This window comes from Pseudomonas sp. W17, assembly GCF_040268305.1.
Classification (GTDB): domain Bacteria; phylum Pseudomonadota; class Gammaproteobacteria; order Pseudomonadales; family Pseudomonadaceae; genus Aquipseudomonas; species Aquipseudomonas protegens.
In genome coordinates, this window is sequence record NZ_CP158490.1 from 6,445,001 (window position 1) to 6,471,824 (window position 26,824).

A 26,824-nucleotide genomic window follows, 5' to 3' on the forward strand; every position below is an offset into this window, starting at 1 on the left:
GCAATGCCACCGAGTCATAGCCTTGCACCAACGGGTACAGGAACTCATGAATGGCAATCGGCTGATTGGTCGAATAACGCTTGTCGAAGTCGTCGCGCTCGAGCATCCGCGCAACGGTGTACTGGGAAGTTAGACGAATGAAGTCCGCCGGCCCCATCTTGTCCATCCAGGTGGAGTTGAAAGCCACCTCAGTCTTGGCAGGATCAAGAATCTTGAAGACCTGGCTTTTATAGGTCTCTGCGTTTTCCAGGACCTGCTCGCGAGTCAAGGGTGGGCGCGTGGCACTTTTGCCACTGGGGTCACCGATCATGCCGGTGAAGTCGCCAATCAGGAAGATTACCTGGTGACCCAAGTCCTGGAACTGACGCAGCTTATTAATAAGTACGGTATGCCCGAGATGCAGATCCGGCGCCGTCGGATCGAAGCCAGCCTTAATGCGCAGCGGTTCGCCGCGCTTGAGCTTCTCGATCAATTCGGACTCGACCAACAACTCTTCCGCACCACGTTTGATCAGCGCTAGCTGCTCTTCAACCGACTTCATAACAGACCCGCAAGGCTCAGATTCAAAAGGGAACCAACCATACAAGATCATGGACTAATTACAAGTTTTGCCCGGCGTACGGGAGCATTCCGAAAGCAGAGTGCCCGCGCCCTTGCGTCACAGATGATTTGGTTATATTTTATACAGTTATTTCATCTTCATCATGTCATTCATCTTTTCCATTTCATCTTTTCAAAGTCAAATTACCTATGACCACCGAACCGTCTAAAGCGCCACCGCTTTATCCGAAGAGCCACCTGCTCGCCGCAAGTGGCATCGCGGCCCTTCTCAGCTTGGCCCTTCTGGTATTTCCATCCAGTGATGTAGAAGCAAAAAAAACGACATTGAGCCTTGATCTGGAAAGCCCGATCGAGCAACTGACACAAGATCAAGACGCCGCATCCACCGAACAAGCCACAAGCGAGGCCGTTGCCTCACCTTTCGCACAGATCGAAAACACCGCCGAAGACACCACGCAAACCGCAGAAACCGCACCTGTGCCTGCTGCCGTGGAGGAGCCAAAAGCCCCCGGCCACAGGGAAGTTCTGGTCACCAAGGGCGACACCCTCTCCACACTCTTTGAAAAGGTTGGCCTGCCAGCCACTTCTGTCCATGAAGTACTGGCCAGCGACAAGCAGGCCAAGCAGTTCTCCCAGCTCAAGCATGGCCAGAAGCTGGAGTTCGAGCTGACGCCTGATGGCCAACTGAACAACCTGCACAGCAAGGTCAGCGACCTGGAAACCATCACCCTGACCAAAGGCCCCAGGGGCTTTACGTTCAGCCGGGTGATCACCAAGCCAGTGGTTCGTTCTGCTTATGTCCACGGCGTCATCAACAGCTCGCTTTCGCAGTCTGCCGCCCGCGCCGGGCTGTCCCACAGCCTGACCATGGATATGGCCAACGTTTTCGGCTACGACATCGACTTCGCCCAGGATATTCGCCAGGGTGACGAATTCGATGTGATCTATGAGCAAAAAGTCGCCAATGGCAAGGTAGTCGGCACAGGCAATATCCTCTCCGCGCGCTTCACTAACCGCGGCAAGACCTACACCGCAGTGCGCTACACCAACAAACAGGGCTCCAGCAGCTACTACACCGCTGATGGCAACAGCATGCGCAAGGCCTTCATCCGTACACCGGTGGACTTCGCTCGCATCAGTTCGCGCTTTTCCATGGGCCGCAAGCACCCGATCCTGAACAAGATCCGTGCCCACAAGGGCGTGGACTATGCCGCGCCACGGGGCACTCCCATCAAGGCTGCCGGTGATGGCAAGGTGCTTCTGGCTGGCCGTCGTGGCGGTTATGGCAATACCGTGATCATCCAGCACGGCAACACCTACCGCACTCTGTACGGCCATATGCAGGGCTTTGCCAAGGGTGTGAAGACTGGCGGCTCGGTGAAACAGGGCCAGGTCATCGGCTATATCGGTACCACCGGGCTGTCCACCGGACCGCACCTGCACTACGAGTTCCAGGTCAACGGTGTCCATGTGGATCCGCTGGGCCAGAAGCTGCCCATGGCCGACCCGATCGCCAAGGGCGAACGTGCACGCTTCCTGCAGCAGAGCCAGCCTCTGATGGCCCGGATGGATCAGGAAAAGGCCACGATGCTGGCCTCGAGCAAGCGCTAAGCCATGGCGCTCTATATAGGTGTGATGTCCGGTACCAGCCTTGATGGCCTGGACATCGCCCTGATCGAGCAAAGCCCGGCGCTCAGATTGGTCGCCACTCGCTACATCCCCATGCCCGATACCCTGCGCGCCGAACTCCTGAGTTTGTGCGCCAGTGGCCCCGACGAGATCGCCCGTTCCGCCATCGCCCAACAGCACTGGGTCGAGCTGGCCGCCCAGGGCATCAACCAACTTCTGCAACAACAGCAACTGCACCCTCAAGACATTCGCGCTATCGGCAGCCACGGACAAACCGTGCGCCATGAGCCAAGCCGCGGGTTCACGGTGCAGATCGGCAACCCGGCCCTGCTCACTGAGCTGACCGGGATCACTGTCGTCAGCGACTTCCGCAGCCGCGACGTGGCGGCGGGCGGACAAGGCGCGCCGCTGGTTCCGGCCTTTCACGAAGCCCTGTTCGCCCAGCGCCCGGGAAACCGCGCCGTGCTGAACGTCGGCGGGTTCAGCAACCTGAGCCTGATCGAAACCTCCAAGCCGGTGGCCGGATTCGACTGTGGCCCGGGCAACGTCCTGCTCGATGCCTGGATCCAGGCCCAACGCGCAGAGAACTTCGACCGCAATGGCCAGTGGGCTGCCAGCGGCCAGGTTGATCCGCCCCTCCTGCAAGCCCTGCTCAGCGACCCGTTCTTCGCCACCCAAGGCCCGAAGAGTACCGGGCGCGAGGTATTCAATCTTGATTGGCTACAGCGGCATCTGAGGGCACGGGGCGCTATTGCCGCCGAAAACGTGCAGGCTACCCTTTTGGAGCTGACAGCTCTAACCATCGTCGAGTCGCTGCAGAGCGCTCAAAGTGACACCCAGGAGCTGCTGGTGTGCGGCGGCGGCGCGCATAACGCAGCGCTCATGGGCCGCCTGGCAGCCCTACTTCCGCAAACCCGGGTCAGCAGCACCGCAGCGTATGGCGTAGATCCCGACTGGGTAGAGGCTATGGCGTTCGCCTGGCTGGCCCACTGCTGCCTGGAAGGCATCGCTGCCAACCGGCCCAGCGTCACCGGCGCCCGTGGCCTGCGTGTACTAGGCGCCATCTACCCGGCTTGAACAGCAGACAGCAAAACGCCGCAGGATCCCAGGCCCCTGCGGCGTTCGGCGAATGGCTACTGCCGGCTGGTCAGATCGAGAACGACGACCCGCAACCACAGGTAGTGGTGGCATTGGGGTTCTTGATCACGAACCGCGAACCTTCCAGGCCTTCCTGGTAGTCCACTTCAGCACCGGCCAGGTACTGGAAGCTCATCGGATCGACCACCAGGCTCACGCCCTCGCGCTCGACGATGGTGTCATCCTCGGCCACTTCCTCATCGAAAGTGAAACCGTACTGAAACCCCGAACAACCGCCGCCCGTAACGAATACGCGCAGCTTCAAGCGATCATTACCCTCTTCATCGACCAGGGTCTTCACCTTGTGCGCTGCACCTTGAGTGAATTGCAAAGCCGTGGGGGTGAAGGATTCAACGCTCATGCTGACTATCTCCCGGCGTTAAGCCGCCATACTGCGTAATGACGCGCATTATCCGCTTCTCCCAGAAAAGCGGTCAACTATTGTTACGGTATATCAATAGTCGTACAGCCACCCGTATAAAGCAGAAAGGCCCGTCAGACGGGCCTTTTTGTTCACGCAAAAACGACGTTAAGGCAGCATGCCCGCGTGGGACAGCCCAAGACGCTCATCCAGGCCGAACAGGATATTGAGGTTCTGCACCGCCTGGCCCGAAGCGCCCTTGACCAGGTTGTCGATGACTGACAGCACCACTACCAGATCACCATCCTGCGGCCGATGCACGGCAATCCGGCACACGTTGGCACCCCGCACACTGCGGGTCTCCGGATGGCTGCCGGCCGGCATTACATCGACAAACGGCTCATTGGCATAACGCTTCTCGAACAACGCCTGCAGATCCACCGACTTATCCACCACCGTGGAGTAGAGCGTGGAGTGGATACCGCGAATCATCGGCGTCAGGTGCGGTACGAATGTCAGGCCAACTTCCTTGCCTGCTGCCCGGCGCAGGCCCTGACGGATTTCCGGCAAATGACGGTGCCCCTTGACCGCATAGGCCTTCATGCTCTCGGAAGTTTCCGAGTACAGCGACCCGACGCTGGCACCACGGCCAGCACCGCTGACACCGGATTTGCAGTCGGCGATCAGCCGGGAAGTGTCGGCAAGACCGGCTTCCAGCAGCGGCAGGAAACCGAGCTGGGTTGCGGTTGGATAGCAGCCAGGAACCGCAATCAAACGGGCTTTCTTGATCTGTTCACGATTGACTTCCGGCAGGCCGTAGACCGCTTCGTCCAGCAATTGAGGGGCACCGTGAGGCTGACCGTACCACTTGGCCCACTCATCGGCATCCTGCAGGCGGAAGTCTGCCGATAGGTCGATGACCTTGGTCCCCGCAGCCAGCAGTTCGCCAGCCAGTGCATGCGCCACGCCATGGGGTGTGGCAAAGAACACCACGTCACAGGCACCAAGGGTCTTGATATCCGGCACGCTAAACGCCAGGCCGTCGTAGTGGCCACGCAGGTTCGGGTACATGTCGGCAACGGCCAGGCCAGCCTCGGATCGCGAAGTGATGACTTCCACTCGCGCTTGCGGATGCTGTGCCAACAGACGCAGCAGTTCGACACCGGTGTAACCCGTGCCGCCGACGATACCGACCTTGACCATAAACCTGCCCTCAACGAACCCACTGGAAAGCTGCCGATAATAGGGGCGGCGCGCCCCTGCGACAACCGTCAAGGTGACGTGCGGACGCTCTACCCTCTACTATCTTCGCCACCGTGAACCTGGGAATAACTAAAAATGCTCTATCTATGGCTCAAAGCCTTTCATATCGTCAGCGTGGTCTGCTGGTTTGCCGGCCTTTTCTACCTGCCACGCCTGTTCGTTTACCACGCCCAAAGCGAGGACAGCATCAGCCGCGAGCGCTTCTGCCTGATGGAACGCAAGCTGTACCGCTTCATCATGGGGCCTGCGATGATAGCGGCACTGATCTTTGGCATCTGGCTGATCAGCCTCAACCCCAGCGCGTATTTCGGCCAGGGCGGCTGGATGCACGCCAAACTGACCCTGGTGGTCATCCTCATCGGCTATCACCACATGTGCGGTGCGCAAGTGAAGCGCTTCGCCCGTGGCGAAAACACCCGCAGCCATGTCTTTTATCGCTGGTTCAATGAAGTGCCGGTTCTGATATTGCTGGCTATTGTAATTTTGGTCGTTGTACGGCCGTTCTAACTCTAACTAGTCGCTTCCCTGGGGGTACTCCAATGTCACTGCCCGCTTTGCTTGAACAACGTCTGCGCCTGCCCCTGGTGGCCGCGCCGATGTTTCTGATCTCCAACCCGGAACTGGTCCTGGCATGCTGTCGCAATGGGGTGGTGGGTAGCTTTCCCGCCCTCAATCAGCGCGAAAGCAGCGGTTTCAAGGCTTGGCTGGAGGAGATCGAAGCGGGCCTGGCCAAGCTGGAGAACCCTGCTCCCTACGCCGTGAACCTGATCGTGCACAACAGCAACCCACGGTTGCAGGCCGACTTGCAGATCTGCATCGAGCACAAGGTACCGATCGTCATTACCAGCCTCGGCGCGGTCAAGGAAGTAGTGGACGCCGTGCACAGCTACGGCGGCCTGGTATTTCATGACGTGACCACCCGCCGGCACGCAGAGAAAGCCGCCGAGGCGGGTGTCGATGGGCTGATCGCCGTCGCAGCCGGAGCGGGTGGCCATGCAGGCACCTGGAGCCCCTTCTCTCTGGTCGCCGAGATCCGCCAGTTCTTCGACAAGACCCTGCTACTGGCCGGCTGCCTGAACCGGGGCCACGAGATTCTTGCCGCACAGCTGCTTGGCGCCGACCTCGCCTACTTGGGCACCCGCTTTATCGGTACCACCGAAAGCCACGCACCGGATGCCTATAAAGAGATGCTGCTCAGCTCTCGAGCCGCCGACATCGTGCATACTGCCGCGGTTTCCGGAGTACCTGCCAGCTTCATGCGTCAGAGCCTGGAGAATGCAGGTTTCGACCTGGCCGCCCTGCAAGGCAAAGGTGAGATCAACTTCGGCTCCAAGCTCAAACCCATCAGCGATGAGGCAAAAGCCTGGAAAACCGTCTGGTCCGCAGGCCAGGGGGTTTGTGAAATCGACGACCTGCCCAGCGTCGACCAATTGATCGCGCGCCTGGACAGCGAATATCAGGCGGCCCAGCAACGCGCCAGCCAACTGAGCAAACGCTGGCCACGTTAACCCGTTCTCATTAGTTTTTTGGCCAGCCGAGGGGCGCTGGCCTTAAACTGTCGGTCTTTTGTGTAAACCTTCTTTTCAAGTGACAGGGATGCCCCCATGAGCGAAACCCGCTACAAGATCGTTTTCGACGGCACATTGCTGCCCGGCGTGGAAAAAGCCACCGCCCAACTGAACCTCGCCGAACTGTTCAAAAGCGATGCCGCCGCCGTAGAACGCCTGTTCAGCGGCCAGCAGGTGGAGCTCAAGCGCGACCTGACGCAGGCCGACGCCCAGCGCTATCTGGAAGCATTGAAGAACGCCGGGATCGATGCCCGCATCGAATCCGAGCAGGCCCTGAAGCTGGATCTAGACGCAGTAACCCCCACACCCAGGGCCAGCAGCCTCAGCGAGTCGCCCTATGCGCCCCCGCAAGCCGCAGTAGGCGATGCAATCCCACAATACGCCGCACTCAACGTATTCAGCTTCGAAGGCCGTATCGGTCGCCTGCGCTACCTGGCCTGGACTCTGGTCCTGACGGTGGCCATGCTGGCCGTGGTCGGGGTAGGCGCCTTCTTCGGTATCCTGTCCGCGGCGGTGTTCAATTCCACCCTGCTCACCGGCCTGGGGATTGTCGGCGGTATCGTGGTCTTCATCGGCTTCCTCGTGGTCAGCATTCAGATCAGCGTGCAGCGCCTGCACGATCTCGGCTGGTCGGGCTGGCTTTGGCTACTGAACTTCGTGCCCATCGTCGGCAGCATCTTCCCTCTGGTGCTGATGGTCAGCCCGGGCAGCAACGTGGCCAACCGCTACGGCGCACCACCGCCGCCCAATACCACCGCCGTCAAGGTGCTGTCCTGGATGTGGGTCGTCCTGATCGTCGTGCTGATCGTGGGCATGGTGGCCGGCGGCCTGAGCTCCCTGGAAGATCGCTACAGCGAAACCAGCTACAGCGAAAGCATCGACTCCAGCAGCGCCGATGAAGATGCCGAACCCGCCGATATCGCCGCCCCTGTAGAATCCGAGTCCGAGCAAGAATAAACGCGCCCGGGCCTGCGACCCTCCCCGTCGCAGGCCGCCGGCCGTTGCGATGGAGAAATGCATGACCCGTTACGCTCTGATCACTGGTGCTTCCAGCGGCATAGGCCTGGCCCTGGCCGAAGCACTGGCCCGGCGCGGCCGCAACTTGATTCTCGTGGCCCGTCAGCGTGATCAGCTGGAATGCATCGCCTTGGAGTTGACCCAGCGCTTCGGCGTCGAAGTGCTGTTCCGCGCCTGCGACCTGGGCGAACCGCTGCGCCTGTCCGGCTTCCTGCTGGAGCTGGAGGAAGGCGACCGGCAGATCGACCTGCTGGTCAATTGCGCCGGCATCGGCACCAGCGGCCCGTTCCTGGCCCAGGACTGGATGACCGAGCAGGACCTGATCGAGGTCAACATCCTCGCCCTCACCCGCCTGTGTCATGCCCTGGGCAACAGCATGGCGCTGCTGGGCGGCGGGCAGATCCTCAATGTCGCCTCGGTGGCAGCCTTCTATCCCGGGCCCTGGATGAGCAGCTACTACGCCAGCAAGGCCTATGTCCTGCATTTCTCCGAAGGGTTGCGCGAAGAATTGAAGAAGTGCGCGGTGAAGGTCTCGGTACTCTGCCCGGGGCCGACCCGCACCGAATTTTTCCGCACCGCACAAATGGACACCACCAAACTCAAGGACAGCAAGCTGCTCATGAGCCCCGAGGAGGTCGCGCTGTATGCGGTCCGCGCCCTGGAAAAGAACCGCGCCATCATCATTCCCGGCCGCCTGAACCGCTGGATGGCCTTCAGCGCCCGCCTGAGTTCACGCTGGCTGACCCGCAAGATCGTCGGTTACGTCAATCGGGCGTACTGCCCACGTTAAGAGTCGGGGCTGGGCGCACCTTGTGCACCTGAGTACACTCGGCCCGGACCAACCCAATGGAGAAACAGCTGTGGATACTCTGTTCACCAAGATCATCAACAGAGAAATACCCGCGAAGATCATCTACGAGGACGACCAGGTTCTGGCCTTCCACGATATTGCCCCGCAAGCGCCGGTGCATTTCCTGGTGATCCCGAAGAAACCCATCCGTACCCTCAACGACCTCACCGAGGACGACAAGGCCCTGGCCGGACACATTCTGTTCACCGCCCAACGCCTGGCCAAGGAGCAAGGCTGCGAAGACGGCTTCCGGGTCGTCATGAACTGCAACGAGCTGGGTGGGCAGACCGTGTATCACATTCACATGCACGTGCTGGGTCAGCGCCAGATGAACTGGCCGCCGGGCTGATTACCCGCCCCACCCCTTGCGCAGCGCCCTCTCGGACCATCGAGGACGAGGGTGCGCTGATCCAGCGCAGTTTTCGCTCCTTTGATTGGAGTAAACTGGCCGCCGAGATTTCTCCCGGAGATAAGCATGACTACCCAACGTCACTACTCGCCGATCGACCGCCTGCTGTTGCAAGCCGATATGGCGATGCGCACGCTGCTGCCTTTCAGCGGCCAACCTTATCGCCCGTCGCCGGCCATCGTGCAGCCGGAAGCGCAGATGAGTGACGAGGACACCCGGCACGTGGCCGGCCTGATGCGCATCAACCACACCGGAGAAGTCTGCGCCCAGGCGCTGTACCAGGGCCAGGCCCTGACCGCCAAGCTGCCTCAGGTACGCCAGGCCATGGAACATGCAGCCGAAGAAGAAATCGACCACCTGGCCTGGTGCGAACAGCGCATCCGCCAGTTGGGCAGCCACCCGAGCGTGCTCAACCCGCTGTTCTACGGTTTGTCCTTCGGCATCGGCGCCGCGGCAGGCCTGATCAGCGACAAGGTCAGCCTGGGGTTCGTTGCCGCCACCGAAGACCAGGTGTGCAAGCACCTGAACGAGCATCTGGAGCAACTGCCGGCCGAAGACGAAAAGTCTCGAGCGATTCTCGAACAGATGCGCATCGACGAAGAACATCACGCTGAAACCGCGCTCGAAGCCGGCGGGTTCCGCTTCCCGGCGCCGGTAAAATTCGGCATGAGCCTGCTGGCCAAGGTCATGACCAAGAGCACCTACCGGATCTGATTCCAAACCACGGGCATCAAAAAGGGCGCTATCGAAGCGCCCTTTTCTTTTACCGCCAGAATCCGCGCGGGTTCAGCCCAGCTCGACGATTTCGTAATCGTGAGAGATGGCCACACCGGCCGCACCGAGCATGATAGACGCCGAGCAGTATTTCTCGGCAGACAGCTCGATGGCCCGCTTGACCTGGGCTTCTTTGAGGCCCCGGCCCTTGACCACGAAATGCATGTGGATCTTGGTGAAGACCTTGGGGTCTTCGGTGGCACGCTCGGCATCCAGGAACGCCTCGCAGCTATCAACCGCCTGGCGCGACTTCTTGAGAATGCTGACCACATCGAAGTTGCTGCAACCGCCCACGCCGAGCAGGAGCATTTCCATAGGGCGAACACCCAGGTTGCGGCCACCGGCTTCCGGCGGGCCATCCATCACCACTACGTGGCCACTGCCCGACTCACCGAGGAACATGGCTTCGCCAGCCCATTGGATGCGTGCCTTCATCGCCAAGACTCCACTGTTAAAAAAGGGTCGCCAGCTTAGCACAGGGTTTTCCAGCCACAGCGCTTTGACCGTTTGTCCCTCATTACCGGTTTTCGATAAGAAAAATCTTAATTGAGCCAAGGACGTGTCTGTTAAGCTGGCGCCAAATGACTGGCGCATCGCCAGCGTTCAACACCTTCGTTTTACGCCCCATAAAAAAACACCTCATACCGTGCAGTCTTTTCGGGATACAACCATGGTTGCTATTGCCCCCACCCCCAAGATCAAAAATCTCGACAAGTTGCTCATGCACTGTCAACGCCGCCGGTATCAGGCCAAGAGCAACATCATCTGCGCCGGTGATGTGTCCGACAGCCTGTACTTCATCATCAAGGGCTCGGTGACCATCCTCATCGAAGACGATGACGGTCGGGAGATGATCATCGCCTACCTCAATGCCGGAGACTTCTTCGGCGAACTGGGGCTCTTCGAAGAGGCCGGACATGAGCAGCAGCGCAGCGCCTGGGTGCGCGCCAAGGTAGAGTGCGAGGTTGCCGAGATCAGCTACGCCAAGTTCCGCGAACTGTCGCAGAACGACCCGGACATCCTCTATGTGCTCAGCGGGCAGATCGCTCAGCGCCTGCGCAACACCACGCGCAAGGTCGGCGACTTGGCGTTCTTCGACGTGACCGGGCGGGTGGCCCGCTGCCTGCTGGAGCTGTGCAAGCAACCGGACGCCATGACCCACCCGGATGGCATGCAGATCAAGATCACCCGCCAGGAAATCGGCCGGATCGTCGGTTGTTCACGGGAAATGGTCGGTCGCGTCCTCAAGGACCTGGAAGAACGCAACCTGGTTCACGTCAAGGGCAAGACCATGGTGGTGTTCGGCACCCGCTAATCCGCCAGGAAGGCCTTGAGCATCTGCCGGTACAGGCTCTCCAACCGCACTAGCGCATCGGGCGCCGCAAAGGCCTCGTGCAGGGCGATATGACTTTCGGCCCGGCAACGCTGTTCCAGGCCACAGGCCTGATTGAAAGTATTGACCGCGCTCACCATCGAATCGCGTTCGTTATCCAGCAGCAAGGCACCATGCACCAGGCCCACTGGCCGCTGGCCACCCTTGCTCTGACGCCAGCGCTGGGCAGTGCCGACCATCTTGCGCCCGTCCAGGTTGACGTTGAAGCGACCATCGCAGAACGCCCCTTCCACTTCGCCCAATGACGGGTTGCCCCCCAGTTCGCTGAGCAGGTCGCAGATCGGCTGACACAGGCGCCGGTACGCGGTTTCGATCCGGCCCTGATCCCCTTCGCTGCGCGGCGGGGCATAGACCAGGGCGATGTTCACCGTGGCCGCCGACTGCGGCACCGGCTCGCCGCCGGTTTCGCGCAACAGCACCGGCCAGCCGTTAGCGGCCGACTCCTCGCAGGCCCGTTCAAATCCAGGCAGGCGGCTCAAGCGCCGAGGCATCACCAGCGCCCGGTCACTGGGCTGCCAGAACAGCAGGCCGAACTCTTGTTCACCGGTACACACCAAGGCCAGCAGATCTTGCTCGGCCTGCAGGCCGGCTTCGACAGTCAAGGCAAGGGGTTGAGTCATGGCAGTAGAAATCCTTGGCGATAGGCATGAAAAAGCCGGCATCGCCGGCTTGTTCATTGTCACGGGTTCAGTCCAGGGTCGAGCCGCTGACCGGCACGCCGCGCTCAGGGAAGAACAGACGCTGCAATTCGCTGCCCGGGCTTTCGGCACGCATGAACGCCTCACCCACCAGGAACGAATAGACATCGCTGATTTCCATCAGCTCGACATCGGCACGGTTGAGGATGCCGCTCTCGGTAATCACCAGGCGCTCGCGGGGAATGCGTGGCAGCAGGTCGAGGGTGGTCTCCAGATTGACTTCGAAGGTGTGCAGGTTGCGGTTGTTGACCCCAACCAGCGGTGTGTCGAGGGTCTTCAATGCCCGCTCCAGCTCATCACCATCATGCACTTCCACCAGCACATCCAGGCCAACGCCCTTGGCCACCGCCGCCAGCTCCGCCATCCGCGCGTCATCCAGCGCAGCGACAATCAGCAATACGCAGTCGGCGCCCAGGGCACGGGCTTCGACGATCTGGTACGGGTCGATCATGAAATCCTTGCGGATCACCGGCAGCTTGCAGGCGGCGCGGGCCTGCTGCAGGTACTCATCGGCACCCTGGAAGTAATCGACATCGGTCAGCACGGACAGGCAAGTGGCACCACCTTTCTCGTAGCTCTTGGCAATGTCCGCCGGAACGAAGTTCTCACGGATCACGCCTTTGCTCGGCGAAGCCTTCTTGATCTCGGCTATCACTGCCGGCTGCTTGAGCTTGACCTGGTCCTGCAAGGCCCGGGCGAAACCCCGTGGTGCATCGGCAGCACGCGCCAGGGTCTCCAGCTCGGCCAGGCTGACGCGGGCGCTGCGCTCGGCAACCTCCTCGACTTTACGGGCGAGGATTTTTTCCAGAACTGTCGGCACACTCATCCTTCATTCTCCTGCTTGAACACCGCGGTAAAGGCACCCAGCTCTTCGAGCTTCTCCCGGGCCAGGCCGGTGTGCAAGGCGTCGTGAGCCAGGGCCACGCCCTCTTTCAGGCTACTGGCATGATCGGCGGCATACAGCGCCGCACCCGCATTGAGCACAATCATTTCGGCGGCCTTCTGGCCATGCTCTGTCTTGCGGCGCCCCAGAGCATCGCGGATCAGCGCCAGGGAGGCCGCCGGGCTTTCCACCACCAGGCCGAACAGACTCTGGCTCTTCATGCCCAGATCCTCGGGCTGTACCCAGTACTCGGTGATCTGGTCATTCTTCAGCTCGGCCACATAGGTGGGCGCAGCCAGGCTGAACTCGTCCAGACCATCCTGGGAATGCACCACCAGAACGTGCTTGCTGCCCAGGCGTTGCAAGACTTCGGCCAAGGGCCGGCACAACGCCTGAGTGAACACGCCTACCACCTGATGCTTGACTCCGGCCGGATTCGTAAGCGGGCCGAGCATGTTGAACAGGGTGCGCAGGCCAAGGTCGCGACGCGGGCCGGCGGCATATTTCATCGCCCCGTGATGGGACTGGGCAAACATGAAGCCGATGCCGACGTTATCGATGCAGCGCGCCACCTGAACCGGGGTCAGGTTCAAATAGATCCCGGCCGCTTCCAGCAGGTCGGCGCTGCCGCTCTTGCCGGACACCGCGCGGTTGCCGTGCTTGGCCACAGTGCAACCGGCCGCCGCGACCACAAAGGAGGAAGCCGTGGACACGTTGAAGATGTTCGCCCCGTCGCCGCCGGTGCCCACTACATCCACCACGCCATCCAGGGTTTTCAGCTCGACCCGGTCCGCCAGCTCGCGCATTGCCGATACCGCACCGACGATCTCGTCGATGCTTTCGCTTTTCATGCGCATGGCCATCATGAAGGCGCCAATCTGCGCATCGGTGCATTGGCCAGTCATGATTTCACGCATTACCGAACGCATTTCTTCGGTGCTCAGGTCCAGGTGGCCGACGATACGGCTCAGGGCAGTCTTGATATCCATGAAAAGTCCTTAGCGCGTGCCGCCGCTCTGTTTGAGAAAGTTGGCGAACAGCTCGTGGCCCTGCTCGGTGAGAATAGACTCGGGGTGAAATTGCACCCCCTCGATATTCAGCGTCTTGTGGCGCAACCCCATGATCTCGTCGACGGAGCCGTCTTCCAGCTGCGTCCAGGCCGTGACTTCGAGGCACTCGGGCAAGCTCTCGTGCTTGACCACCAGCGAGTGGTAACGGGTTACGGTCAGCGGCATGTTCAGGCCGTTGAACACCCCCAGGTCACGGTGGAACACCGGGCTGGTCTTGCCGTGCATCACTTGCCGGGCACGCACCACCTGGCCGCCAAAGGCCTGGCCGATGGACTGATGCCCCAGGCATACGCCGAGAATCGGCAGCTTGCCGGCGAAATGCTTGATCGCCTCGATGGAAATACCGGCTTCGGTCGGCGTGCAAGGCCCGGGCGAGACCACGATGCGCTCGGGCTTGAGCGCCTCGATCTGAGCCACGGTCAGTTCGTCATTGCGCACTACTTTCACCTCAGCTCCCAACTCGCCCAGGTACTGGACGACGTTGTAGGTGAAGGAGTCGTAGTTATCAATCATCAGCAGCATACATGCTCCAACTTATTGATTTTAAAGTAGGTGTGCATGCAACTCAGGGTGTCGATATGCACATTGATATACACAAGCGCAGTGGAGCGTGCCGGGCGAGCTTGCGCACCCGAATGCTGCAAGCTGTCGGCAGGGCAGACAAGGTGACGGATTTGAACCGCCTTATCTATGCAATGTCGCTCAGCTCGCCACGCCATCGTCGGCCATCGCCAGCGCAAGCCGGCAGAACGTTGGGCATGACGATGCACCCGATGGCATTGCCGCCGGGCGAAGGTGTACTGCGTGGGGAGACTGATTGGCATGCAGCGTTCTCCTGGGGTTTGGAGCCGCCGTGCCGGAGAGCTATTAGATCCTTGATCCCTGCTTGCCGATTACGGCGGCAGGGTTCGGTTAAAAAACCGCAACGACGTGCCGCTTCCTATTGGAAGCGCCACCACTGACTAAAACGAATCGTTGCAATGCAAAGCATAGGACCTAACCGTAATTGAGCACTCGACGGCGTTCCGCAGCCGAGCTTCGAGGCGCGATTGTACCGTTCATCAAGGGGCTGCGTCGATTGCAATTTGCCGCTGGGTCTTGCGGCACTCACTCCGATGGTTGATACCTGCCCCACTCCGCTAAAGCGCAATGCATGGCCGGTCCCGTGCACGTCGCGCACTGCAAAGGCGGGGGCACGACATGCGCACCGCGTTACGCAGCCCGCCTCGGCAGCTGGCTTGAAGGCCCTTTAAACGCCAAAAGTCCATCACCGAAACGGCACGGTTCGTAATGTGGTGGCCGCCTGCTTGCTCTCCTTTGTCGTGCGGTTCAAGGGGCATTACGCCTCTGCCAGAACAGGAAACACGGCCACTTGATCAAAGGGACGCTTTTCTTGCCATGGCCAAGTCAGGAAACCAGCGCCCTTTTCTCCAGCAAATGATCGAGCCAGTCTGGATCCATTTCTGGCTCACTGGAGAACAACAAGCCGGTGTAGTCGCGGTACGGCGGGGTAAAGATCTCCTCCCGGCAGCCGTGATCGACCACCTTCCCACGCTGCATCACCAGTACCTCGTCGGCAATGGCGCGCACGGTGGCGACGTCGTGGGTGATGAACAAGTAGGCCACGCCCAGTTGCTGCTGGATGCGGTTGAGCAGCTTCAGAACGCCTTCGGCCACCAGTTGGTCGAGGGCCGAGGTGACTTCGTCGCAGATGATCAGTTGCGGCTCGGCCGCCAGAGCCCGGGCGATACAGATTCGCTGCTTCTGCCCGCCAGACAGTTCGCGGGGCTGGCGATCCATGTACAACGCCGGGTCCAGTTCGATCATCTCCAATAGCTCGGCGACCCGCTGGCGCAGCGCCTGGCCCTTGAGGCCGAGGTAGAAACTCAGCGGCCGGCCGATGATGTCGACGATGCGCTGGCGCGGGTTGAGCGCGGTGTCGGGGATCTGGTAAATCATCTGCAATCGGCGCAATTGCTCCTTGCTGCGCTGGCGATAATCAGCTGGCAGCGCTTTTCCGTCATACAACACCTGGCCGCTGGTCGGCGGCAACAACCCGGTGATCAAGCGTGCCGTAGAGCTCTTGCCGCTGCCCGACTCGCCGATCACCGCCAGGGTCTGGCCACGATAGAGCTTGAGCGAGACATCATGCAGCACCGGCTGATGGCCGTAGCTGGCGCTGGCCTTGCGTACCTCCAGCAGCGGTGTTGCCTGCGGTGGGCACGGCTTGGGTTCGGTGCGCAAGCTACGCACTGCCCACAGCGATCGGGTGTAATCCTGCTGTGGGGCGTCGAGCATGGTCCGGGTGTCGGCCTCCTCCACCAGCTTGCCGTGACGCAGAACCATGATGCGGTCGGCCATTTGCGCCACCACTGCCAGGTCGTGGCTGATGTACAAGGCGGCGCTCCCGTAGGTTTTCACCGCATCGCGAATCGCCACCAGCACTTCGATCTGGGTGGTGACATCCAGCGCCGTGGTCGGTTCGTCGAAGATGATCAGGTCCGGGTGGCAGGCCATGGCCATGGCGGTCATCACCCGTTGCAACTGACCGCCGGAGACCTGGTGCGGGTAGCGCTGGCCGATCTGCTCGGGGTTGGGCAGACGCAGTATGCGGTAGAGCTCCACTGCTTCGGCTTGTGCCTTGGCACGGTCGATACCAGCGTTCCTTACCGCGGTTTCGACATGCTGGTCGATCAGCCGGTGCGCGGGGTTGAACGAGGCCGCCGCGCTTTGCGCGACATAGGCGATACGCAGGCCGCGCAGCTTGCGCAGGGCTTCGGGCTTGGCGCCCACCAGTTCCTGGCCATCGAAGCGCACCGAGCCACCCGTGATACGGCAACCGTCGCGCACATAACCCATGGAGGCCAGGCCCAGAGTCGACTTTCCCGCCCCCGATTCACCAATCAGGCCCAGTACTTCGCCCCGCTGCAAGCTCAAGTCGATGCCTTTGATCAGCGGGTGCCAAGCGTCCTGATAATGGCCTTCAATACGCAGGTCGTGGATTTCCAGTAGCGGCTTGTCACTTGGATGAACGGTCATGCTCAGCACTCCTTCAGGCCGCTGGAAAGATGCAGCACCCAGTCCACGACAAAGTTGACGCTGACGGTGATCAGCGCCACTGCCAGGGCCGGCAGCAGCGGGCTGATATCGCCGAAGGTGATCAGCACGGCATTGTCGCGGACCATGCTGCCCCAGTCGGCGGTCGGCGGCTGGATGCCCAGGCCCAGGAACGACAACGCACTGATGAACAGAAACACGAAGCAAAAACGCAGGCCGAACTCGGCAATCAGCGGCGCGGCGGCATTGGGCAGCACCTCGCGGCTGACCAGCCACCACAGCCCTTCCCCACGCAGCCGGGCGGCCTCGACGAAGTCCTGGACCACCACGGTCATCGCCACCGCCCGTGACAGGCGAAACACCCGGGTGGCATCCAGCAGCGCGATCACCAGCACCAGCGAGGTGGCGTTGGTGCCGACCACGCTGAGGATCAGCAAGGCAAAGATCAGCTGCGGGATGGCCATGAGGATATCCACCAGCCGCGACAGGCCCTGGTCGATCCAGCCGCCCCTGATCGCCGCTACCAGCCCGCAGAAACCGCCGACGGCAAAGGCCAATAGCGTCGTCAGGAAGGCAATCCCCAGAGTGTTGCGCGCGCCATACACCAGGCGGCTGAACATGTCGCGGCCCAGGTTATCGGTACCCAGCAGGAACTGCCCGCCCCAGGGCGCAAAACCTTCGCCGACCACTTCAGTCTCGCCATACGGCGCCAGCACCGGCGCGAACAGCGCCACCAGTATGTAGGCAACAATCACCAGCAGGCCGAACTGGGCGCTCATGGGCGCCCGCAACAACGCTTTGATCAGGCTCATGGCTTACCCCTTCGGATGCATCAGGCGTGGGTTGCTGGCAATCGACAGCACGTCGGCCGTGGTATTGAGCAGGATGTAGGTGGCGGCGAAGATCAGGCTGCAGGCCTGCACCACCGGGATATCGCGCTTGGACACCGAGTCGACCAGTAACTGGCCGAGCCCCGGATAGACGAACACCACCTCGACCACCACCACGCCGACCACCAGGTAGGCCAGGTTCAGTGCCACCACATTGATGATCGGTGCCAGGGCATTGGGCAAGGCGTGGTGGAAGATGATCCGCGCCTGGCTGATGCCCTTGAGCCGGGCCATCTCGATATAGGGGCTGGCCAGCACGTTGATCAAGGCCGCGCGGGTCATGCGCATCATTTGCGCGACCACCACCAGGCTCAGGGTCAGCACCGGCAGTAGCGAGCGCTCCAGCACCTCGGCGAACGATGCCCCCGGAGCCAGGTTGGAGATACTCGGCAACCAGTTGAGCTTGACCGCGAACACCAGGATCAGGATATAGGCGACGAAAAACTCCGGGAACGACACCGCGCTCAGGGCGCTGGTGTTGAGCAGGCGGTCGAACCAACTGTTGCGGTACAGCGCCGCGAGCATGCCCAGCAGCAAGGCTACCGGCACCGACACCAGCGCCGCCAGCAAGGCCAGGGTAAAGGTGTTGCCCAGGCGCGTGCCGATCAGCTCGGCAATCGGCCGCTGGTTGGCCAGCGACAGGCCCAGGTCACCGTGCAGCAGTTGCCAGGCCCAGTGGCCGAAGCGGGTCAGCGGCGGCAGGTCCAGGCCCAGTTGGGCACGGAACGCAGCGACGGTCTCGGGAGTTGCCGCCTGGCCGAGCATGGCCTGGGCGACATCGCCCGGGAGCATGCCAACGGCCAGGAAGATGATCACCGACACCGCCAACAGCGACAACAGGCCCAGGGCCAGGCGCTGGAGCAACAGTTTGCAAAGGCTATTCACCGTACAGCTCCTCGAACAGGATCAACGAAGAAAGGTGCAAAAAGTGTCGGGCTTACGCCTGCCACCAGCGCTCGATCAAGCGCAGGCCGTCGAGCTCGCCATAGGGCGCGGTCAGCCCGCCGTGGGCCACGCGCTTGGAGCGTGCGGCCACGGAGCTTGCGAACAGCGGCACGATCGCCCCGCCCTCGTCACGGCACAGGGCCTGCATTTCGTTGTACATCTCCTGGCGCAGCGGCGCGTTCATCTCGCCGCGAGCGGCGTTGAGCAGCTGGTTGAAACGGGCGTTGTCCCAGTGCGTCTCGTTCCATGCCGCGCCCTTGGCGTAGCCGATGCTGAACATGCGGTCGGCGGTCAGGCTGCTGTACCAGAACGAGGTGGTGAAGGGCTGCTTCATCCACACATTGGAAAAAAAGCCGTCGGCAGGTTCGCGCACCACGTCGATGTCGATACCGGCCTGGCGTGCCTGCTCCTTGAACAGCACCGAGGCATCCACCGCGCCGGTGTAAGCGGCATCAGAGGCCTGCAGGCGCACCTTGAGAGAGTCGACCCCGGCCTGGCGCAGGTAGAAACGCGCCTTGTCCGGGTCATAGCCACGCTGCTCCAGGGCGCTGTTGATGAAGCGACTACCGGGCTGGATCGGGTGGTCGTTGCCAATCTGGCCATAGCCATAAAGCACCGAGGCCAGCAGGGTTTCGCGGTTGATCGCATGTTTGAGCGCCAGACGGATGTTGTTGTCCTGGAACTGCTGGCTGTCGGTCAGCATCGGGAAGGTGTAGTGCTGGGCTCCCTTGGTCTCTTCGATGACCAGATTGGGGTTGCGCTTGAGCAAGGCGACAGTCTTGAGATCGACCTTGTTGATCACATCGACCTGGCCGGTGACCAGGGCGTTGACCCGCGCGGTGCCATCGGCGATGGCCAGCAGCTCGGCGCTGGCGAAATGCGCGCGGCCGGCTTTCCAGTAATCCGGGCTGCGCTCAAGGTCCATGCGCACGCCGGGTTCGAAGCCCTTGAGGCGATAACCGCCGGTGCCGATCCCGGCCTGCCAGTCGGCGGCGCCGTCCTTGGCGGGCATGATCACCAGGTGATAATCGGCCACCACGTAGGCGAAGTCGGCATTGCCCGAATGCAGTTCGAACACCACGGTGTCATTGCCCTGGGCGCTGACCTTGGCAACATCGCCGAGCACAGTCTTGGCCGCCGAGGTGGACTTGTCGCCCAGGTGATGCCCGATTGAGGCGACCACATCGCCAGCATCCAGAGTCTTGCCGTTATGGAAGGTCACCCCCTGGCGCAAGGTGAAGGTCCAGATGCGTGCATCGGGGCTGGATTCCCAGCGCTCGGCAAGCTCGGGGATCGCCGTGCCATCGACGCCGATTTCGCTCAGGGTGTTGTACACCGCCGAGAAACCGACAAAGGTAAAGGTGTCGCTCCATGAACCTGGATCACGAGAATCGGTAGTACTGCCACCGGCCAGGCCCATGCGCAGCACGCCGCCCGCTTTCGGGGTGGCCTCCCCGGCCCAGCCGCGTTGCGGCAAGCCCATTGAAAACGCCCCGGCCACGGCAACCGCCGCTGCGCTGTACTTGAGAAAATCCCGACGCGGCAGGCCGCTGTCGTGCATCGCTTGAGTTATTTTGTTGTTGTTATCGCTCATGGCATTGCCTCTGTTGAACCGCAGAGAAAAGGATTCAGCCGACCTCGCACGCACTGATGCAAAATATTTGTAATTGTCATCGTGACAAATACATTAAGCTCAAAAACAGGTCGCTGCCAATCCCCTTTTCTTTGCGAGCGAGGCTCTTGCTAGGCGGGGTTTTGTCAGTACTATCGGTTCGAAGGGGCAGATCGGAATGTCGCTACTGCCCTACCACTGAAGAGAGAATTCAAACTAGATGAGTCAGTCGACCCGCCTGATCACCGCCTCATACATCCTCTCGTTCGTAGCGGCCAACGCGCCGCAGAGGTTGCGTACCGAGACCATTGCCAAGTGGGTCAAGACTCATCCCACCCGGGTACGCAGTCTCGTGTCGTTGATGGTCAAAGCCAATATTCTGAAGTCATGGCGCGGCGCCCACGGCGGCCTGACCCTCGCACGCCCAGCCAGCGATATCACCTTGCGTGAGGTCTATGACGCCGTACAGGAAAGCTCGCTGATCGCCGAGAAGATCGACAACCCGTTCTCAGGCATGGAAGAACACTGCAAGGTATTCGATGTATTCACCCGCCTGTTCGCCATGCTTGAAGCCAACATGCGCCTGGACCTTGGCACTATCACCGCAGACCAACTGTTCGTTGCCTTCGAAAAGCCGCAGGAAAATATCAGGCAGGCCTAAGACCTTAGGGCGCAATGCTCGGGGCCTTCATCAGCGCAGCAACTGGGCGCTTATCGCTCCCGCGCTCGATTGATATACACCACAGCACTGGATTTCATGAGGACCTGATAGACATCAGGATCCTCACAAAACCAATCAACGACAGCAACTCCTCAAGCCTTGGATGCAGGGGGCTGTTCCGCCAGTGCCACGGCACGGAACATTGCGCGACGCTTGTTCAGCGTCTCTTCCCACTCCAGGGTCGGCACCGAGTCGGCAACAATCCCGCCGCCGGCCTGTACATGCAGCTCGCCGTTCTTGATCACCGCCGTGCGAATGGCAATGGCGGTGTCCATGTTGCCATTCCAGGCGAAGTAACCCACGGCGCCGCCATAGATCCCACGCTTGACCGGTTCCAGCTCGTCGATGATTTCCATCGCACGGATTTTCGGTGCGCCGGACAGGGTGCCCGCCGGCAGGATCGCCCGCAGCGCATCCATGGCCGTCAGCCCGGCCTTGAGCTGGCCGGTGACGTTGGAAACGATGTGCATCACGTTGGAATAGCGCTCGATGACCATCTTTTCGGTGAGTTTCACCGAACCGATTTCCGAGACCCGACCGGTGTCGTTGCGTCCCAGGTCGATCAGCATCAGGTGCTCGGCGATCTCCTTGGCGTCCGACAGCAGGTCCTGCTCCAGGGCCAGGTCGGCCTCCTCGGAGGCGCCCCGGGGGCGGGTACCGGCGATCGGCCGCACAGTGATCAGGTTGTCTTCGACCCGCACCAGTACTTCCGGCGAGCTGCCCACTACGTGGAAATCACCGAAGTTGAAGAAGTACATGTAAGGGGTCGGGTTGAAGCAGCGCAGCGCCCGGTACAGGTCGATGGGCGCCGCCGAAAAATCGATGGACATGCGCTGGGACGGCACCACCTGCATGCAGTCACCGGCCAGGATGTATTCCTTGATGGTGTCCACGGCCCGCTCATAGTCAGCCTGGGTAAAGCTGGAGCGGAACAGCGGATCGGCGGCCAGCTGCTTGCTGAAATCCAGGCCCGGACGCGGAGTAATCGGCTGGCGCAATTGCGCCAGCAATTCCTGCAAACGTGCCTGGCCGGCTTCGAAGGCGTTGTCCTGGCCAGGGTCGGCCAGCACGATGGCGTGCACCTTGCCCGCCAGGTTGTCGAACACCACTACCGCGTCGGAGACCATCAACAGGATATCCGGCACACCGATCGGATCCGGGTTCGGGCACGGGCCCAGGCGCGGCTCGACATAACGCACGCAGTCATAGCCGAAATAGCCCACCAGGCCACCGTTGAAACGCGGCAGGCCGGCAATGGTCGGGACGTTGTAGCGGGCTTTGAATTCCTCGACGAAGGCCAGTGGGTCGGCCACTTCGTGACTTTCGATCTCCACGCCATCATGGGTCACGCTGACCTGGAAGCCGTGCACCCGCAGCACAGTGCGGCACGGCAGGCCGATGATCGAGTAACGCCCCCACTTCTCACCGCCCTGAACCGACTCCAGCAGATAGGAGTTGGGCTGGTCGGCCAGTTTCAGGTAGATCGACAGCGGGGTGTCGAAGTCGGCAAGGGTTTCGCAGGCCAGCGGGATACGGTTGTAACCGGCTGCGGCCAAACGCAGGAATTCTTCGCGAATCATGGGGTGCCTCGTGGCTTGAGGGTCTAACAGTCAGGTATGCAAACGTGCCGGCGGGGCCGGCCAGACAAAAATCAGGCGCGCCAACGCCAGCGGGCCAGGGCCTTGATGACTTTCATCCAGAGTTTGCGAGTGACCACCACGATGGAGTTTCCAGAATGGGATGGAACAGCGTCGGGCAACGTTATCTCAGCGGCAGGCTCTAAGCAACCGGGGATCAGCGCCCGCAGGTTGTCGATCACCAGCGCCGGCGACTCCTCGGCAATCGGCCGGCCGTGGTTGTAGCCGTAGCTCAGGGCGACGCACTTGACCCCCGCCGCCTTGGCTGCCAGTACGTCACTGCGCGAATCGCCGACGAACAGTGATTGCGAGGCCGGCACGCTGGCCATCTTCATCACAAAGAACAGCGCCGCCGGGTCGGGTTTCTTCTGCGGCAGGGTATCGCCGCCGATGATCCAGCGGAAATACCGACCGATTTTCATCTGGTCCAGCAAGGGGGCCACGAAACGCTCGGGCTTGTTGGTAATCAGGGCCATTTCCACGCCCTGCTTGTGCAGCCACTTGAGAGTCTCACGCGCACCGGGATAGACCACAGTCAACTCGTGGCTGTCCTCGTAGGCGGTATTGAACAGCTCCAGCGCATACTCGGCCTCGACATCGTCGACACCCTGGGCCTCCAGGCTGTTGGCCAGGGCCCGGCGCACCAGCATGGGCGCACCGTTGCCAACCCACTCACGCACCGCCTCGACACCGGCAGGCTTGCGCCCCAGCTTGAGCAGCATCTGATCCACGGCGGCCGCAAGGTCCGGTACCGAATCGACCAGGGTGCCATCCAGGTCGAACATCACCAGCCGTGGCAGGCGCCCCTGGAACAGCTGCTCAAAGGCGCTCATGGTCGCGCCAACGCCAGTTCGGCACGCATTTTCTCGATGACTTCCTGATAGTTCGGCGCATTGAAGATCGCCGAGCCTGCCACAAAGGTATCGGCGCCTGCGGCAGCGATTTCGCGGATGTTGCCCACGTTCACCCCACCGTCGATTTCCAGGCGGATATCCCGCCCGGAGGCATCGATCAAGGCACGAGCCTCACGCAGCTTGTCGAGGGTGCCCGGAATGAACTTCTGCCCGCCAAAGCCCGGGTTGACACTCATCAGCAGCACCATGTCGACCTTGTCCATCACGTACTTGAGCACGTCCAGCGGAGTTGCCGGGTTGAACACCAGGCCGGCCTTGCAACCGCCTTCGCGGATCATCTGCAGGGAACGGTCCACATGCAGCGTGGCTTCCGGGTGGAAGGTGATGTAGGTGGCGCCCGCTTCGATGAAATCACCGATGATGCGGTCCACCGGAGTGACCATCAGGTGTGCATCGATCGGCGCGGTGATCCCGTACTTGCGCAGCGCAGCGCAGACCATCGGGCCGATGGTCAGGTTCGGCACATAGTGGTTGTCCATGACATCGAAATGCACGATGTCGGCGCCGGCGGCCAGGACATTGTCCACTTCCTCGCCCAGACGGGCGAAGTCGGCGGAGAGAATCGACGGAGCAATAGCGAAGGGCTGCATGACGCACCTTTTTTGAGCAGAATCACGATGGCGCGCATTGTATACCTCATGCTTTGGAGCGCACACCGTAACCGCTATGATCAGTAGGCCGCGCGATAGATCTTCTCGATATCGGCGGGGCTCAGCCGGCGCGGGTTGTTGCGCATCAAGCGCTCGATACCCGCGGCCTCGACGGCCATGGCCGGGATCGCATCCTCGGGCACGCCGAAGCTGCGCAAGCCGCTGGGAATTTCCACCGCCGCACACAACGCTGCCATGGCCTCCACTGCCCGGTCGGCCGCCTCGCTGGCACTCAGGTGCGCGGTCTGTACCCCCATGGCCTCGGCGATATCCTGCATACGCTCGACGCAGGCCATCTTGTTCCAGGTCATGACATAGGGCAGCAGCAAGGCATTGCTGACCCCGTGGGACATATGAAAGCGTCCGCCCAGGGGATAGGCCATCGCATGCACCGCACCGACCCCGGCATTGCCGAAGGCCATGCCGGCCATCAGGCTGGCGGTGGCCATGTCCTCCCGGGCCTGCAGGTGGGCCGGGTTGGCAAAGGCCTTGGGTAAAGCCTTGACGATCAGCTTGATGGCGCCGATGGCCAGGGAGTCGGTGATCGCGGAAGCATTGAGGGACAGGTAGGCCTCGATGGCATGCGCCAGGGCATCGACGCCGCTGGCCGCGGTGACACGCGGTGGACAGGTCAGGGTCATCTGCGGGCTGACCAGGGCCACGTCCGGCAGCAGGTAGTCGCTGATGATGCCTTTCTTCAATTGCGCGACCCGGTCCGAGAGGATCGCCACATTGGTCACTTCCGAACCAGTGCCTGCGGTGGTGGGAATGGCGATCAGCGGCGGCCCCTTGCGCGGCACCTGGTCGATGCCGAACAGGTCCTCCAGGGCGCCGTGATAGCCGGCATAGGCCCCGACACTCTTGGCAATATCGATGGCGCTGCCGCCGCCCAGGCCGATCAGCCCGTCATGCCCACCCTCGCGGTACACCTGCATGCAGTCCTCGACGATAGCGATTTCCGGATCGGGCTGCACCCGGTCGAAGACTTCGTAACTGCGTTCCCCCAGGTGGGCCAGCGCCAGCTCCACCGTGCCGGACCTGAGCAGGGCAGTATCGGTGACGATCAGTGGGTTATCGACATCCAGGCGGGTCAGCTCGGCAGCCAGTTGCTCGATGGCGGTGCTGCCGGTCAGCAATTTATGGGCGATCTTGAAAGAGGAAATACTCATGTGCGCAGCCTCTTATATAAAGGTGGGAGCCGGCACAAGCGTAGCTGGGGATTACGCAACCGGGCTGTCGCGATGCCCGATCGGCATCACGACAGTGCTAACGTTGCGCGCGGAGGCTCAGGCCACCTCGCTTTCCACCGCCCGGGCGGGCTTGGCCTGGGGCCCTGGCTGGGCACCCGGGACGGGAGTTGCGTCCGCGGCGCCCAGGTCCTTACTGAAAGTCCGGTCGTTCTCGCCCTTGAAGAAGTTCTTGCCGTAGATCAGCAGGCACAGCACCACGCCAATGGCAAAGCCCCAACTGGCGCCCTTGATCGCCAGCACTGCACCGATCACCCCTGCTATGCCCAGGTCACGCTGACTACGGGCCTCGAGAATGCCCAGGCGCACGCTGACGTAGCCCTGGATCAGCAAGGTCAGCGCCAGCGCGACCCCAAGAATTGGCTGCACCAGGGTCACTACCGGCAACAGCAGCAAGCCTGTGTTGGTGCCCCAGCGGAACGAGCCCATGCCGCCATAGATCGACTTCATGGCCTTGGGCCCGCCCTTGAAGCGCTCGATCACCACCACCAGCATCGCCGCCCATTTCGGCCCGCACATGGCAATGTCCGGACCGAAGATGCTCATGAATGCGTTGCGCCCGCCGAAGATCAGGTGCGAGCGGTCCGGGTCGTAGTCGACCTTTTCGTCGGTGCGGATCTGCTCGGCCTCGTCCAGCAACACCTTGGCGCTGAGCACATCGCCAAAGACGATGATGTACACCGCGAGCATGGTTGGCAGCGCGCTGATGAACATCGACAGCGGCGGCATGCCCAGGCCGAACACGGTGTAGTTGTTCCACAGGCCGATGAAGTCCGGCTTGCTCAGGCCCCACTGGATGGTCGGCCACGGCGCTTCACCGAACAGCGGCGCCAGCACTACCGCCAGCAGGATGATCGGCAGGATGCCCAGCTTGGCGAAGTTCCACCAGAAGCGGTTGCGCAGCTTGAGCTGGGCAAAATGCTGGGAAAAGATCAGGTAGAAGGCAATGCCGATGGCGATGGAAATGGTCCAGGGAAAACTGTCGAACTTGCCGCCCACCTGGAACACCGCGGTCACCGCACTGAGCCCGGCGCCGACAATGATTCCCGACTTGATCGCCGAGGGCACGAAGCCCACCACCTTGCGTGCCATGCCGGTGGCCCCCAGGGCGATGGAGAACACCCCGAGCATCAGCTGGAAGGCAATCAGCGCGTGGACACGCTCCGGGCCCACGGGAAACTGCGCGCAATAGGCCATCAGCAGCGGCACCGCCGGGGTGATCCAGCCGGGCACCACGGGGTCGCCCAGCAGGTGGTGGGCCAGGTACAACAGGCCGTTAAGCATGACCACAGCCAAGGCCATCTCGAAGGGCATGCCGAGGAACTCGGTCATCAGTGGAATGGCCGCCAGGTCGACGGCGCACATCAGCAAGCCTTGCAGGTAGTCCGGCAGCTCGAATTTGTAGTGGATAAAGGGCAAACGCACCTTGAACGGGCCAAGGGCGATGTACGGCGTTTCGTGCCGAGTGTCGGAAGGCGTTGGCATCAACTGCACCTGTCTTATTGGTATTGGTGGCGGTGTAAAGCGGCCCGCGCCAG

27 protein-coding genes (1 of these 27 only partly in view) are annotated in these 26,824 nt (G+C 61.5%); 10 read left to right on the top strand and 17 right to left on the bottom strand.

What is annotated here, in order from left to right; genetic code table 11:
* Positions 1–541, bottom strand: partial view of a tyrosine--tRNA ligase gene (tyrS, locus tag ABCR88_RS29715; protein ID WP_041120052.1) — the beginning only. Its footprint begins 659 nt before the window's first position; 541 of the gene's 1,200 nt are visible here — the first part of the coding sequence; the start codon lies at positions 539–541; its stop codon lies beyond the left edge, outside the window.
* A gap of 209 nt (positions 542–750) precedes the next feature.
* On the opposite strand from tyrS, the gene ABCR88_RS29720 reads away from it, so the two are divergent.
* Positions 751–2,172, top strand: coding sequence for a peptidoglycan DD-metalloendopeptidase family protein (locus ABCR88_RS29720; protein WP_041120053.1), 1,422 nt, complete (start codon positions 751–753; stop codon positions 2,170–2,172).
* A gap of 3 nt (positions 2,173–2,175) precedes the next feature.
* Positions 2,176–3,267: an anhydro-N-acetylmuramic acid kinase gene (locus ABCR88_RS29725; RefSeq protein WP_041120054.1), complete on the top strand. Its 1,092-nt coding sequence runs from the start codon at positions 2,176–2,178 to the stop codon at positions 3,265–3,267.
* Between the two features lie 70 nt (positions 3,268–3,337).
* Here ABCR88_RS29725 and erpA read toward each other — a convergent pair whose 3' ends face one another.
* Both erpA and argC read right to left on the bottom strand, forming a co-directional pair.
* Entirely contained in the window at positions 3,338–3,688 is a 351-nt protein-coding gene (gene erpA, locus ABCR88_RS29730; RefSeq protein ID WP_011063789.1) for an iron-sulfur cluster insertion protein ErpA, read from the bottom strand.
* 168 nt (positions 3,689–3,856) lie between these two features.
* Positions 3,857–4,891, bottom strand: coding sequence for an N-acetyl-gamma-glutamyl-phosphate reductase (gene argC / locus ABCR88_RS29735; RefSeq protein ID WP_015637236.1), 1,035 nt, complete (start codon positions 4,889–4,891; stop codon positions 3,857–3,859).
* A gap of 135 nt (positions 4,892–5,026) precedes the next feature.
* Between argC and hemJ the strand changes: the two genes are divergently transcribed.
* From hemJ to coq7, 6 genes are all read left to right on the top strand, one after another.
* Entirely contained in the window at positions 5,027–5,458 is a 432-nt protein-coding gene (gene hemJ, locus ABCR88_RS29740) for a protoporphyrinogen oxidase HemJ (protein WP_011063791.1), read from the top strand.
* A gap of 32 nt (positions 5,459–5,490) precedes the next feature.
* Complete coding sequence (locus ABCR88_RS29745) at positions 5,491–6,459, top strand: nitronate monooxygenase family protein (RefSeq protein WP_019092762.1); 969 nt, start codon at positions 5,491–5,493, stop codon at positions 6,457–6,459.
* 96 nt (positions 6,460–6,555) lie between these two features.
* Complete coding sequence (locus ABCR88_RS29750; RefSeq protein WP_169892544.1) at positions 6,556–7,476, top strand: DUF805 domain-containing protein; 921 nt, start codon at positions 6,556–6,558, stop codon at positions 7,474–7,476.
* Between the two features lie 61 nt (positions 7,477–7,537).
* Complete coding sequence (locus ABCR88_RS29755; RefSeq protein ID WP_232643845.1) at positions 7,538–8,326, top strand: SDR family oxidoreductase; 789 nt, start codon at positions 7,538–7,540, stop codon at positions 8,324–8,326.
* Between the two features lie 70 nt (positions 8,327–8,396).
* Positions 8,397–8,735 (top strand): histidine triad nucleotide-binding protein, encoded by a 339-nt coding sequence (locus ABCR88_RS29760; RefSeq protein WP_016963742.1) that lies wholly within the window; start codon positions 8,397–8,399, stop codon positions 8,733–8,735.
* A gap of 126 nt (positions 8,736–8,861) precedes the next feature.
* The gene (gene coq7, locus ABCR88_RS29765) at positions 8,862–9,509 is read left to right on the top strand and encodes a 2-polyprenyl-3-methyl-6-methoxy-1,4-benzoquinone monooxygenase (RefSeq protein ID WP_011063796.1); all 648 of its coding nucleotides are present in this window, start codon (positions 8,862–8,864) and stop codon (positions 9,507–9,509) included.
* Positions 9,510–9,581: 72 nt separating this feature from the next.
* Here the strand turns inward: coq7 and ABCR88_RS29770 are convergent, their stop codons facing one another.
* Entirely contained in the window at positions 9,582–10,004 is a 423-nt protein-coding gene (locus ABCR88_RS29770; RefSeq protein WP_041120059.1) for an OsmC family protein, read from the bottom strand.
* Between the two features lie 235 nt (positions 10,005–10,239).
* Here ABCR88_RS29770 and crp point away from each other — a divergent pair, with 235 nt between their 5' ends.
* Positions 10,240–10,884 (top strand): cAMP-activated global transcriptional regulator CRP, encoded by a 645-nt coding sequence (gene crp / locus ABCR88_RS29775; RefSeq protein ID WP_011063797.1) that lies wholly within the window; start codon positions 10,240–10,242, stop codon positions 10,882–10,884.
* On the opposite strand, the gene ABCR88_RS29780 is transcribed toward crp, so the two are convergent.
* From ABCR88_RS29780 to ABCR88_RS29815, 8 genes are all read right to left on the bottom strand, one after another.
* Positions 10,881–11,582 (bottom strand): lipoate--protein ligase family protein, encoded by a 702-nt coding sequence (locus ABCR88_RS29780; RefSeq protein WP_350023294.1) that lies wholly within the window; start codon positions 11,580–11,582, stop codon positions 10,881–10,883. The two genes, crp and ABCR88_RS29780, sit on opposite strands and share 4 nt — an antisense overlap.
* Before the next feature lie 67 nt (positions 11,583–11,649).
* Positions 11,650–12,486, bottom strand: coding sequence for an indole-3-glycerol phosphate synthase TrpC (gene trpC / locus ABCR88_RS29785; RefSeq protein WP_041120063.1), 837 nt, complete (start codon positions 12,484–12,486; stop codon positions 11,650–11,652).
* The gene (gene trpD, locus ABCR88_RS29790) at positions 12,483–13,532 is read right to left on the bottom strand and encodes an anthranilate phosphoribosyltransferase (RefSeq protein WP_041120065.1); all 1,050 of its coding nucleotides are present in this window, start codon (positions 13,530–13,532) and stop codon (positions 12,483–12,485) included. Before trpD ends, trpC begins: the two co-directional genes overlap by 4 nt.
* Positions 13,533–13,541: 9 nt before the next feature.
* Positions 13,542–14,135, bottom strand: a complete 594-nt coding sequence (locus ABCR88_RS29795; protein WP_011063801.1) for an aminodeoxychorismate/anthranilate synthase component II — start codon at positions 14,133–14,135, stop codon at positions 13,542–13,544.
* Positions 14,136–15,020: 885 nt separating this feature from the next.
* Positions 15,021–16,652: an ABC transporter ATP-binding protein gene (locus ABCR88_RS29800; protein ID WP_123397718.1), complete on the bottom strand. Its 1,632-nt coding sequence runs from the start codon at positions 16,650–16,652 to the stop codon at positions 15,021–15,023.
* Between the two features lie 2 nt (positions 16,653–16,654).
* Positions 16,655–17,482 carry an ABC transporter permease gene (locus ABCR88_RS29805; RefSeq protein WP_011063803.1) on the bottom strand — a complete coding sequence of 276 codons (828 nt, stop codon included), beginning with the start codon at positions 17,480–17,482 and terminating at the stop codon, positions 16,655–16,657.
* A gap of 3 nt (positions 17,483–17,485) precedes the next feature.
* A complete protein-coding gene (locus ABCR88_RS29810) occupies positions 17,486–18,445 on the bottom strand; it encodes an ABC transporter permease (RefSeq protein WP_011063804.1) in 960 nt (319 codons plus the stop codon).
* Between the two features lie 52 nt (positions 18,446–18,497).
* Positions 18,498–20,099, bottom strand: a complete 1,602-nt coding sequence (locus tag ABCR88_RS29815) for an ABC transporter substrate-binding protein (RefSeq protein WP_077934867.1) — start codon at positions 20,097–20,099, stop codon at positions 18,498–18,500.
* Between the two features lie 238 nt (positions 20,100–20,337).
* On the opposite strand from ABCR88_RS29815, the gene ABCR88_RS29820 reads away from it, so the two are divergent.
* On the top strand, positions 20,338–20,778 hold the full coding sequence (locus ABCR88_RS29820; protein WP_015637243.1) for an Rrf2 family transcriptional regulator: 441 nt from the start codon (positions 20,338–20,340) through the stop codon (positions 20,776–20,778).
* 152 nt (positions 20,779–20,930) lie between these two features.
* Here the strand turns inward: ABCR88_RS29820 and trpE are convergent, their stop codons facing one another.
* The 5 genes from trpE to ABCR88_RS29845 form a co-directional block, all read right to left on the bottom strand.
* Positions 20,931–22,418, bottom strand: coding sequence for an anthranilate synthase component I (gene trpE / locus ABCR88_RS29825; protein ID WP_053160224.1), 1,488 nt, complete (start codon positions 22,416–22,418; stop codon positions 20,931–20,933).
* 71 nt (positions 22,419–22,489) lie between these two features.
* Entirely contained in the window at positions 22,490–23,308 is an 819-nt protein-coding gene (locus ABCR88_RS29830) for a phosphoglycolate phosphatase (protein ID WP_011063808.1), read from the bottom strand.
* Complete coding sequence (gene rpe / locus ABCR88_RS29835; RefSeq protein ID WP_011063809.1) at positions 23,305–23,979, bottom strand: ribulose-phosphate 3-epimerase; 675 nt, start codon at positions 23,977–23,979, stop codon at positions 23,305–23,307. Before rpe ends, ABCR88_RS29830 begins: the two co-directional genes overlap by 4 nt.
* Before the next feature lie 80 nt (positions 23,980–24,059).
* Complete coding sequence (locus ABCR88_RS29840) at positions 24,060–25,208, bottom strand: iron-containing alcohol dehydrogenase (RefSeq protein WP_011063810.1); 1,149 nt, start codon at positions 25,206–25,208, stop codon at positions 24,060–24,062.
* Between the two features lie 117 nt (positions 25,209–25,325).
* On the bottom strand, positions 25,326–26,771 hold the full coding sequence (locus ABCR88_RS29845) for a membrane protein (protein ID WP_011063811.1): 1,446 nt from the start codon (positions 26,769–26,771) through the stop codon (positions 25,326–25,328).
* Between the last annotated feature and the right edge of the window lie 53 nt (positions 26,772–26,824).

Excerpts from the sequence above, each read along its gene's own strand:
- ABCR88_RS29720 (WP_041120053.1), top strand. The coding sequence starts at position 751 with ATGACCACCGAACCGTCTAAAGCGCCACCGCTTTATCCGAAGAGCCAC.
- ABCR88_RS29725 (WP_041120054.1), top strand. The coding sequence starts at position 2,176 with ATGGCGCTCTATATAGGTGTGATGTCCGGTACCAGCCTTGATGGCCTG.
- erpA (WP_011063789.1), bottom strand. The coding sequence starts at position 3,688 with ATGAGCGTTGAATCCTTCACCCCCACGGCTTTGCAATTCACTCAAGGT.
- argC (WP_015637236.1), bottom strand. The coding sequence starts at position 4,891 with ATGGTCAAGGTCGGTATCGTCGGCGGCACGGGTTACACCGGTGTCGAA.
- hemJ (WP_011063791.1), top strand. The coding sequence starts at position 5,027 with ATGCTCTATCTATGGCTCAAAGCCTTTCATATCGTCAGCGTGGTCTGC.
- ABCR88_RS29745 (WP_019092762.1), top strand. The coding sequence starts at position 5,491 with ATGTCACTGCCCGCTTTGCTTGAACAACGTCTGCGCCTGCCCCTGGTG.
- ABCR88_RS29750 (WP_169892544.1), top strand. The coding sequence starts at position 6,556 with ATGAGCGAAACCCGCTACAAGATCGTTTTCGACGGCACATTGCTGCCC.
- ABCR88_RS29755 (WP_232643845.1), top strand. The coding sequence starts at position 7,538 with ATGACCCGTTACGCTCTGATCACTGGTGCTTCCAGCGGCATAGGCCTG.
- coq7 (WP_011063796.1), top strand. The coding sequence starts at position 8,862 with ATGACTACCCAACGTCACTACTCGCCGATCGACCGCCTGCTGTTGCAA.
- ABCR88_RS29770 (WP_041120059.1), bottom strand. The coding sequence starts at position 10,004 with ATGAAGGCACGCATCCAATGGGCTGGCGAAGCCATGTTCCTCGGTGAG.
- crp (WP_011063797.1), top strand. The coding sequence starts at position 10,240 with ATGGTTGCTATTGCCCCCACCCCCAAGATCAAAAATCTCGACAAGTTG.
- ABCR88_RS29780 (WP_350023294.1), bottom strand. The coding sequence starts at position 11,582 with ATGACTCAACCCCTTGCCTTGACTGTCGAAGCCGGCCTGCAGGCCGAG.
- trpC (WP_041120063.1), bottom strand. The coding sequence starts at position 12,486 with ATGAGTGTGCCGACAGTTCTGGAAAAAATCCTCGCCCGTAAAGTCGAG.
- trpD (WP_041120065.1), bottom strand. The coding sequence starts at position 13,532 with ATGGATATCAAGACTGCCCTGAGCCGTATCGTCGGCCACCTGGACCTG.
- ABCR88_RS29795 (WP_011063801.1), bottom strand. The coding sequence starts at position 14,135 with ATGCTGCTGATGATTGATAACTACGACTCCTTCACCTACAACGTCGTC.
- ABCR88_RS29800 (WP_123397718.1), bottom strand. The coding sequence starts at position 16,652 with ATGACCGTTCATCCAAGTGACAAGCCGCTACTGGAAATCCACGACCTG.
- ABCR88_RS29805 (WP_011063803.1), bottom strand. The coding sequence starts at position 17,482 with ATGAGCCTGATCAAAGCGTTGTTGCGGGCGCCCATGAGCGCCCAGTTC.
- ABCR88_RS29815 (WP_077934867.1), bottom strand. The coding sequence starts at position 20,099 with ATGAGCGATAACAACAACAAAATAACTCAAGCGATGCACGACAGCGGC.
- ABCR88_RS29820 (WP_015637243.1), top strand. The coding sequence starts at position 20,338 with ATGAGTCAGTCGACCCGCCTGATCACCGCCTCATACATCCTCTCGTTC.
- trpE (WP_053160224.1), bottom strand. The coding sequence starts at position 22,418 with ATGATTCGCGAAGAATTCCTGCGTTTGGCCGCAGCCGGTTACAACCGT.
- ABCR88_RS29830 (WP_011063808.1), bottom strand. The coding sequence starts at position 23,308 with ATGAGCGCCTTTGAGCAGCTGTTCCAGGGGCGCCTGCCACGGCTGGTG.
- rpe (WP_011063809.1), bottom strand. The coding sequence starts at position 23,979 with ATGCAGCCCTTCGCTATTGCTCCGTCGATTCTCTCCGCCGACTTCGCC.
- ABCR88_RS29840 (WP_011063810.1), bottom strand. The coding sequence starts at position 25,208 with ATGAGTATTTCCTCTTTCAAGATCGCCCATAAATTGCTGACCGGCAGC.
- ABCR88_RS29845 (WP_011063811.1), bottom strand. The coding sequence starts at position 26,771 with ATGCCAACGCCTTCCGACACTCGGCACGAAACGCCGTACATCGCCCTT.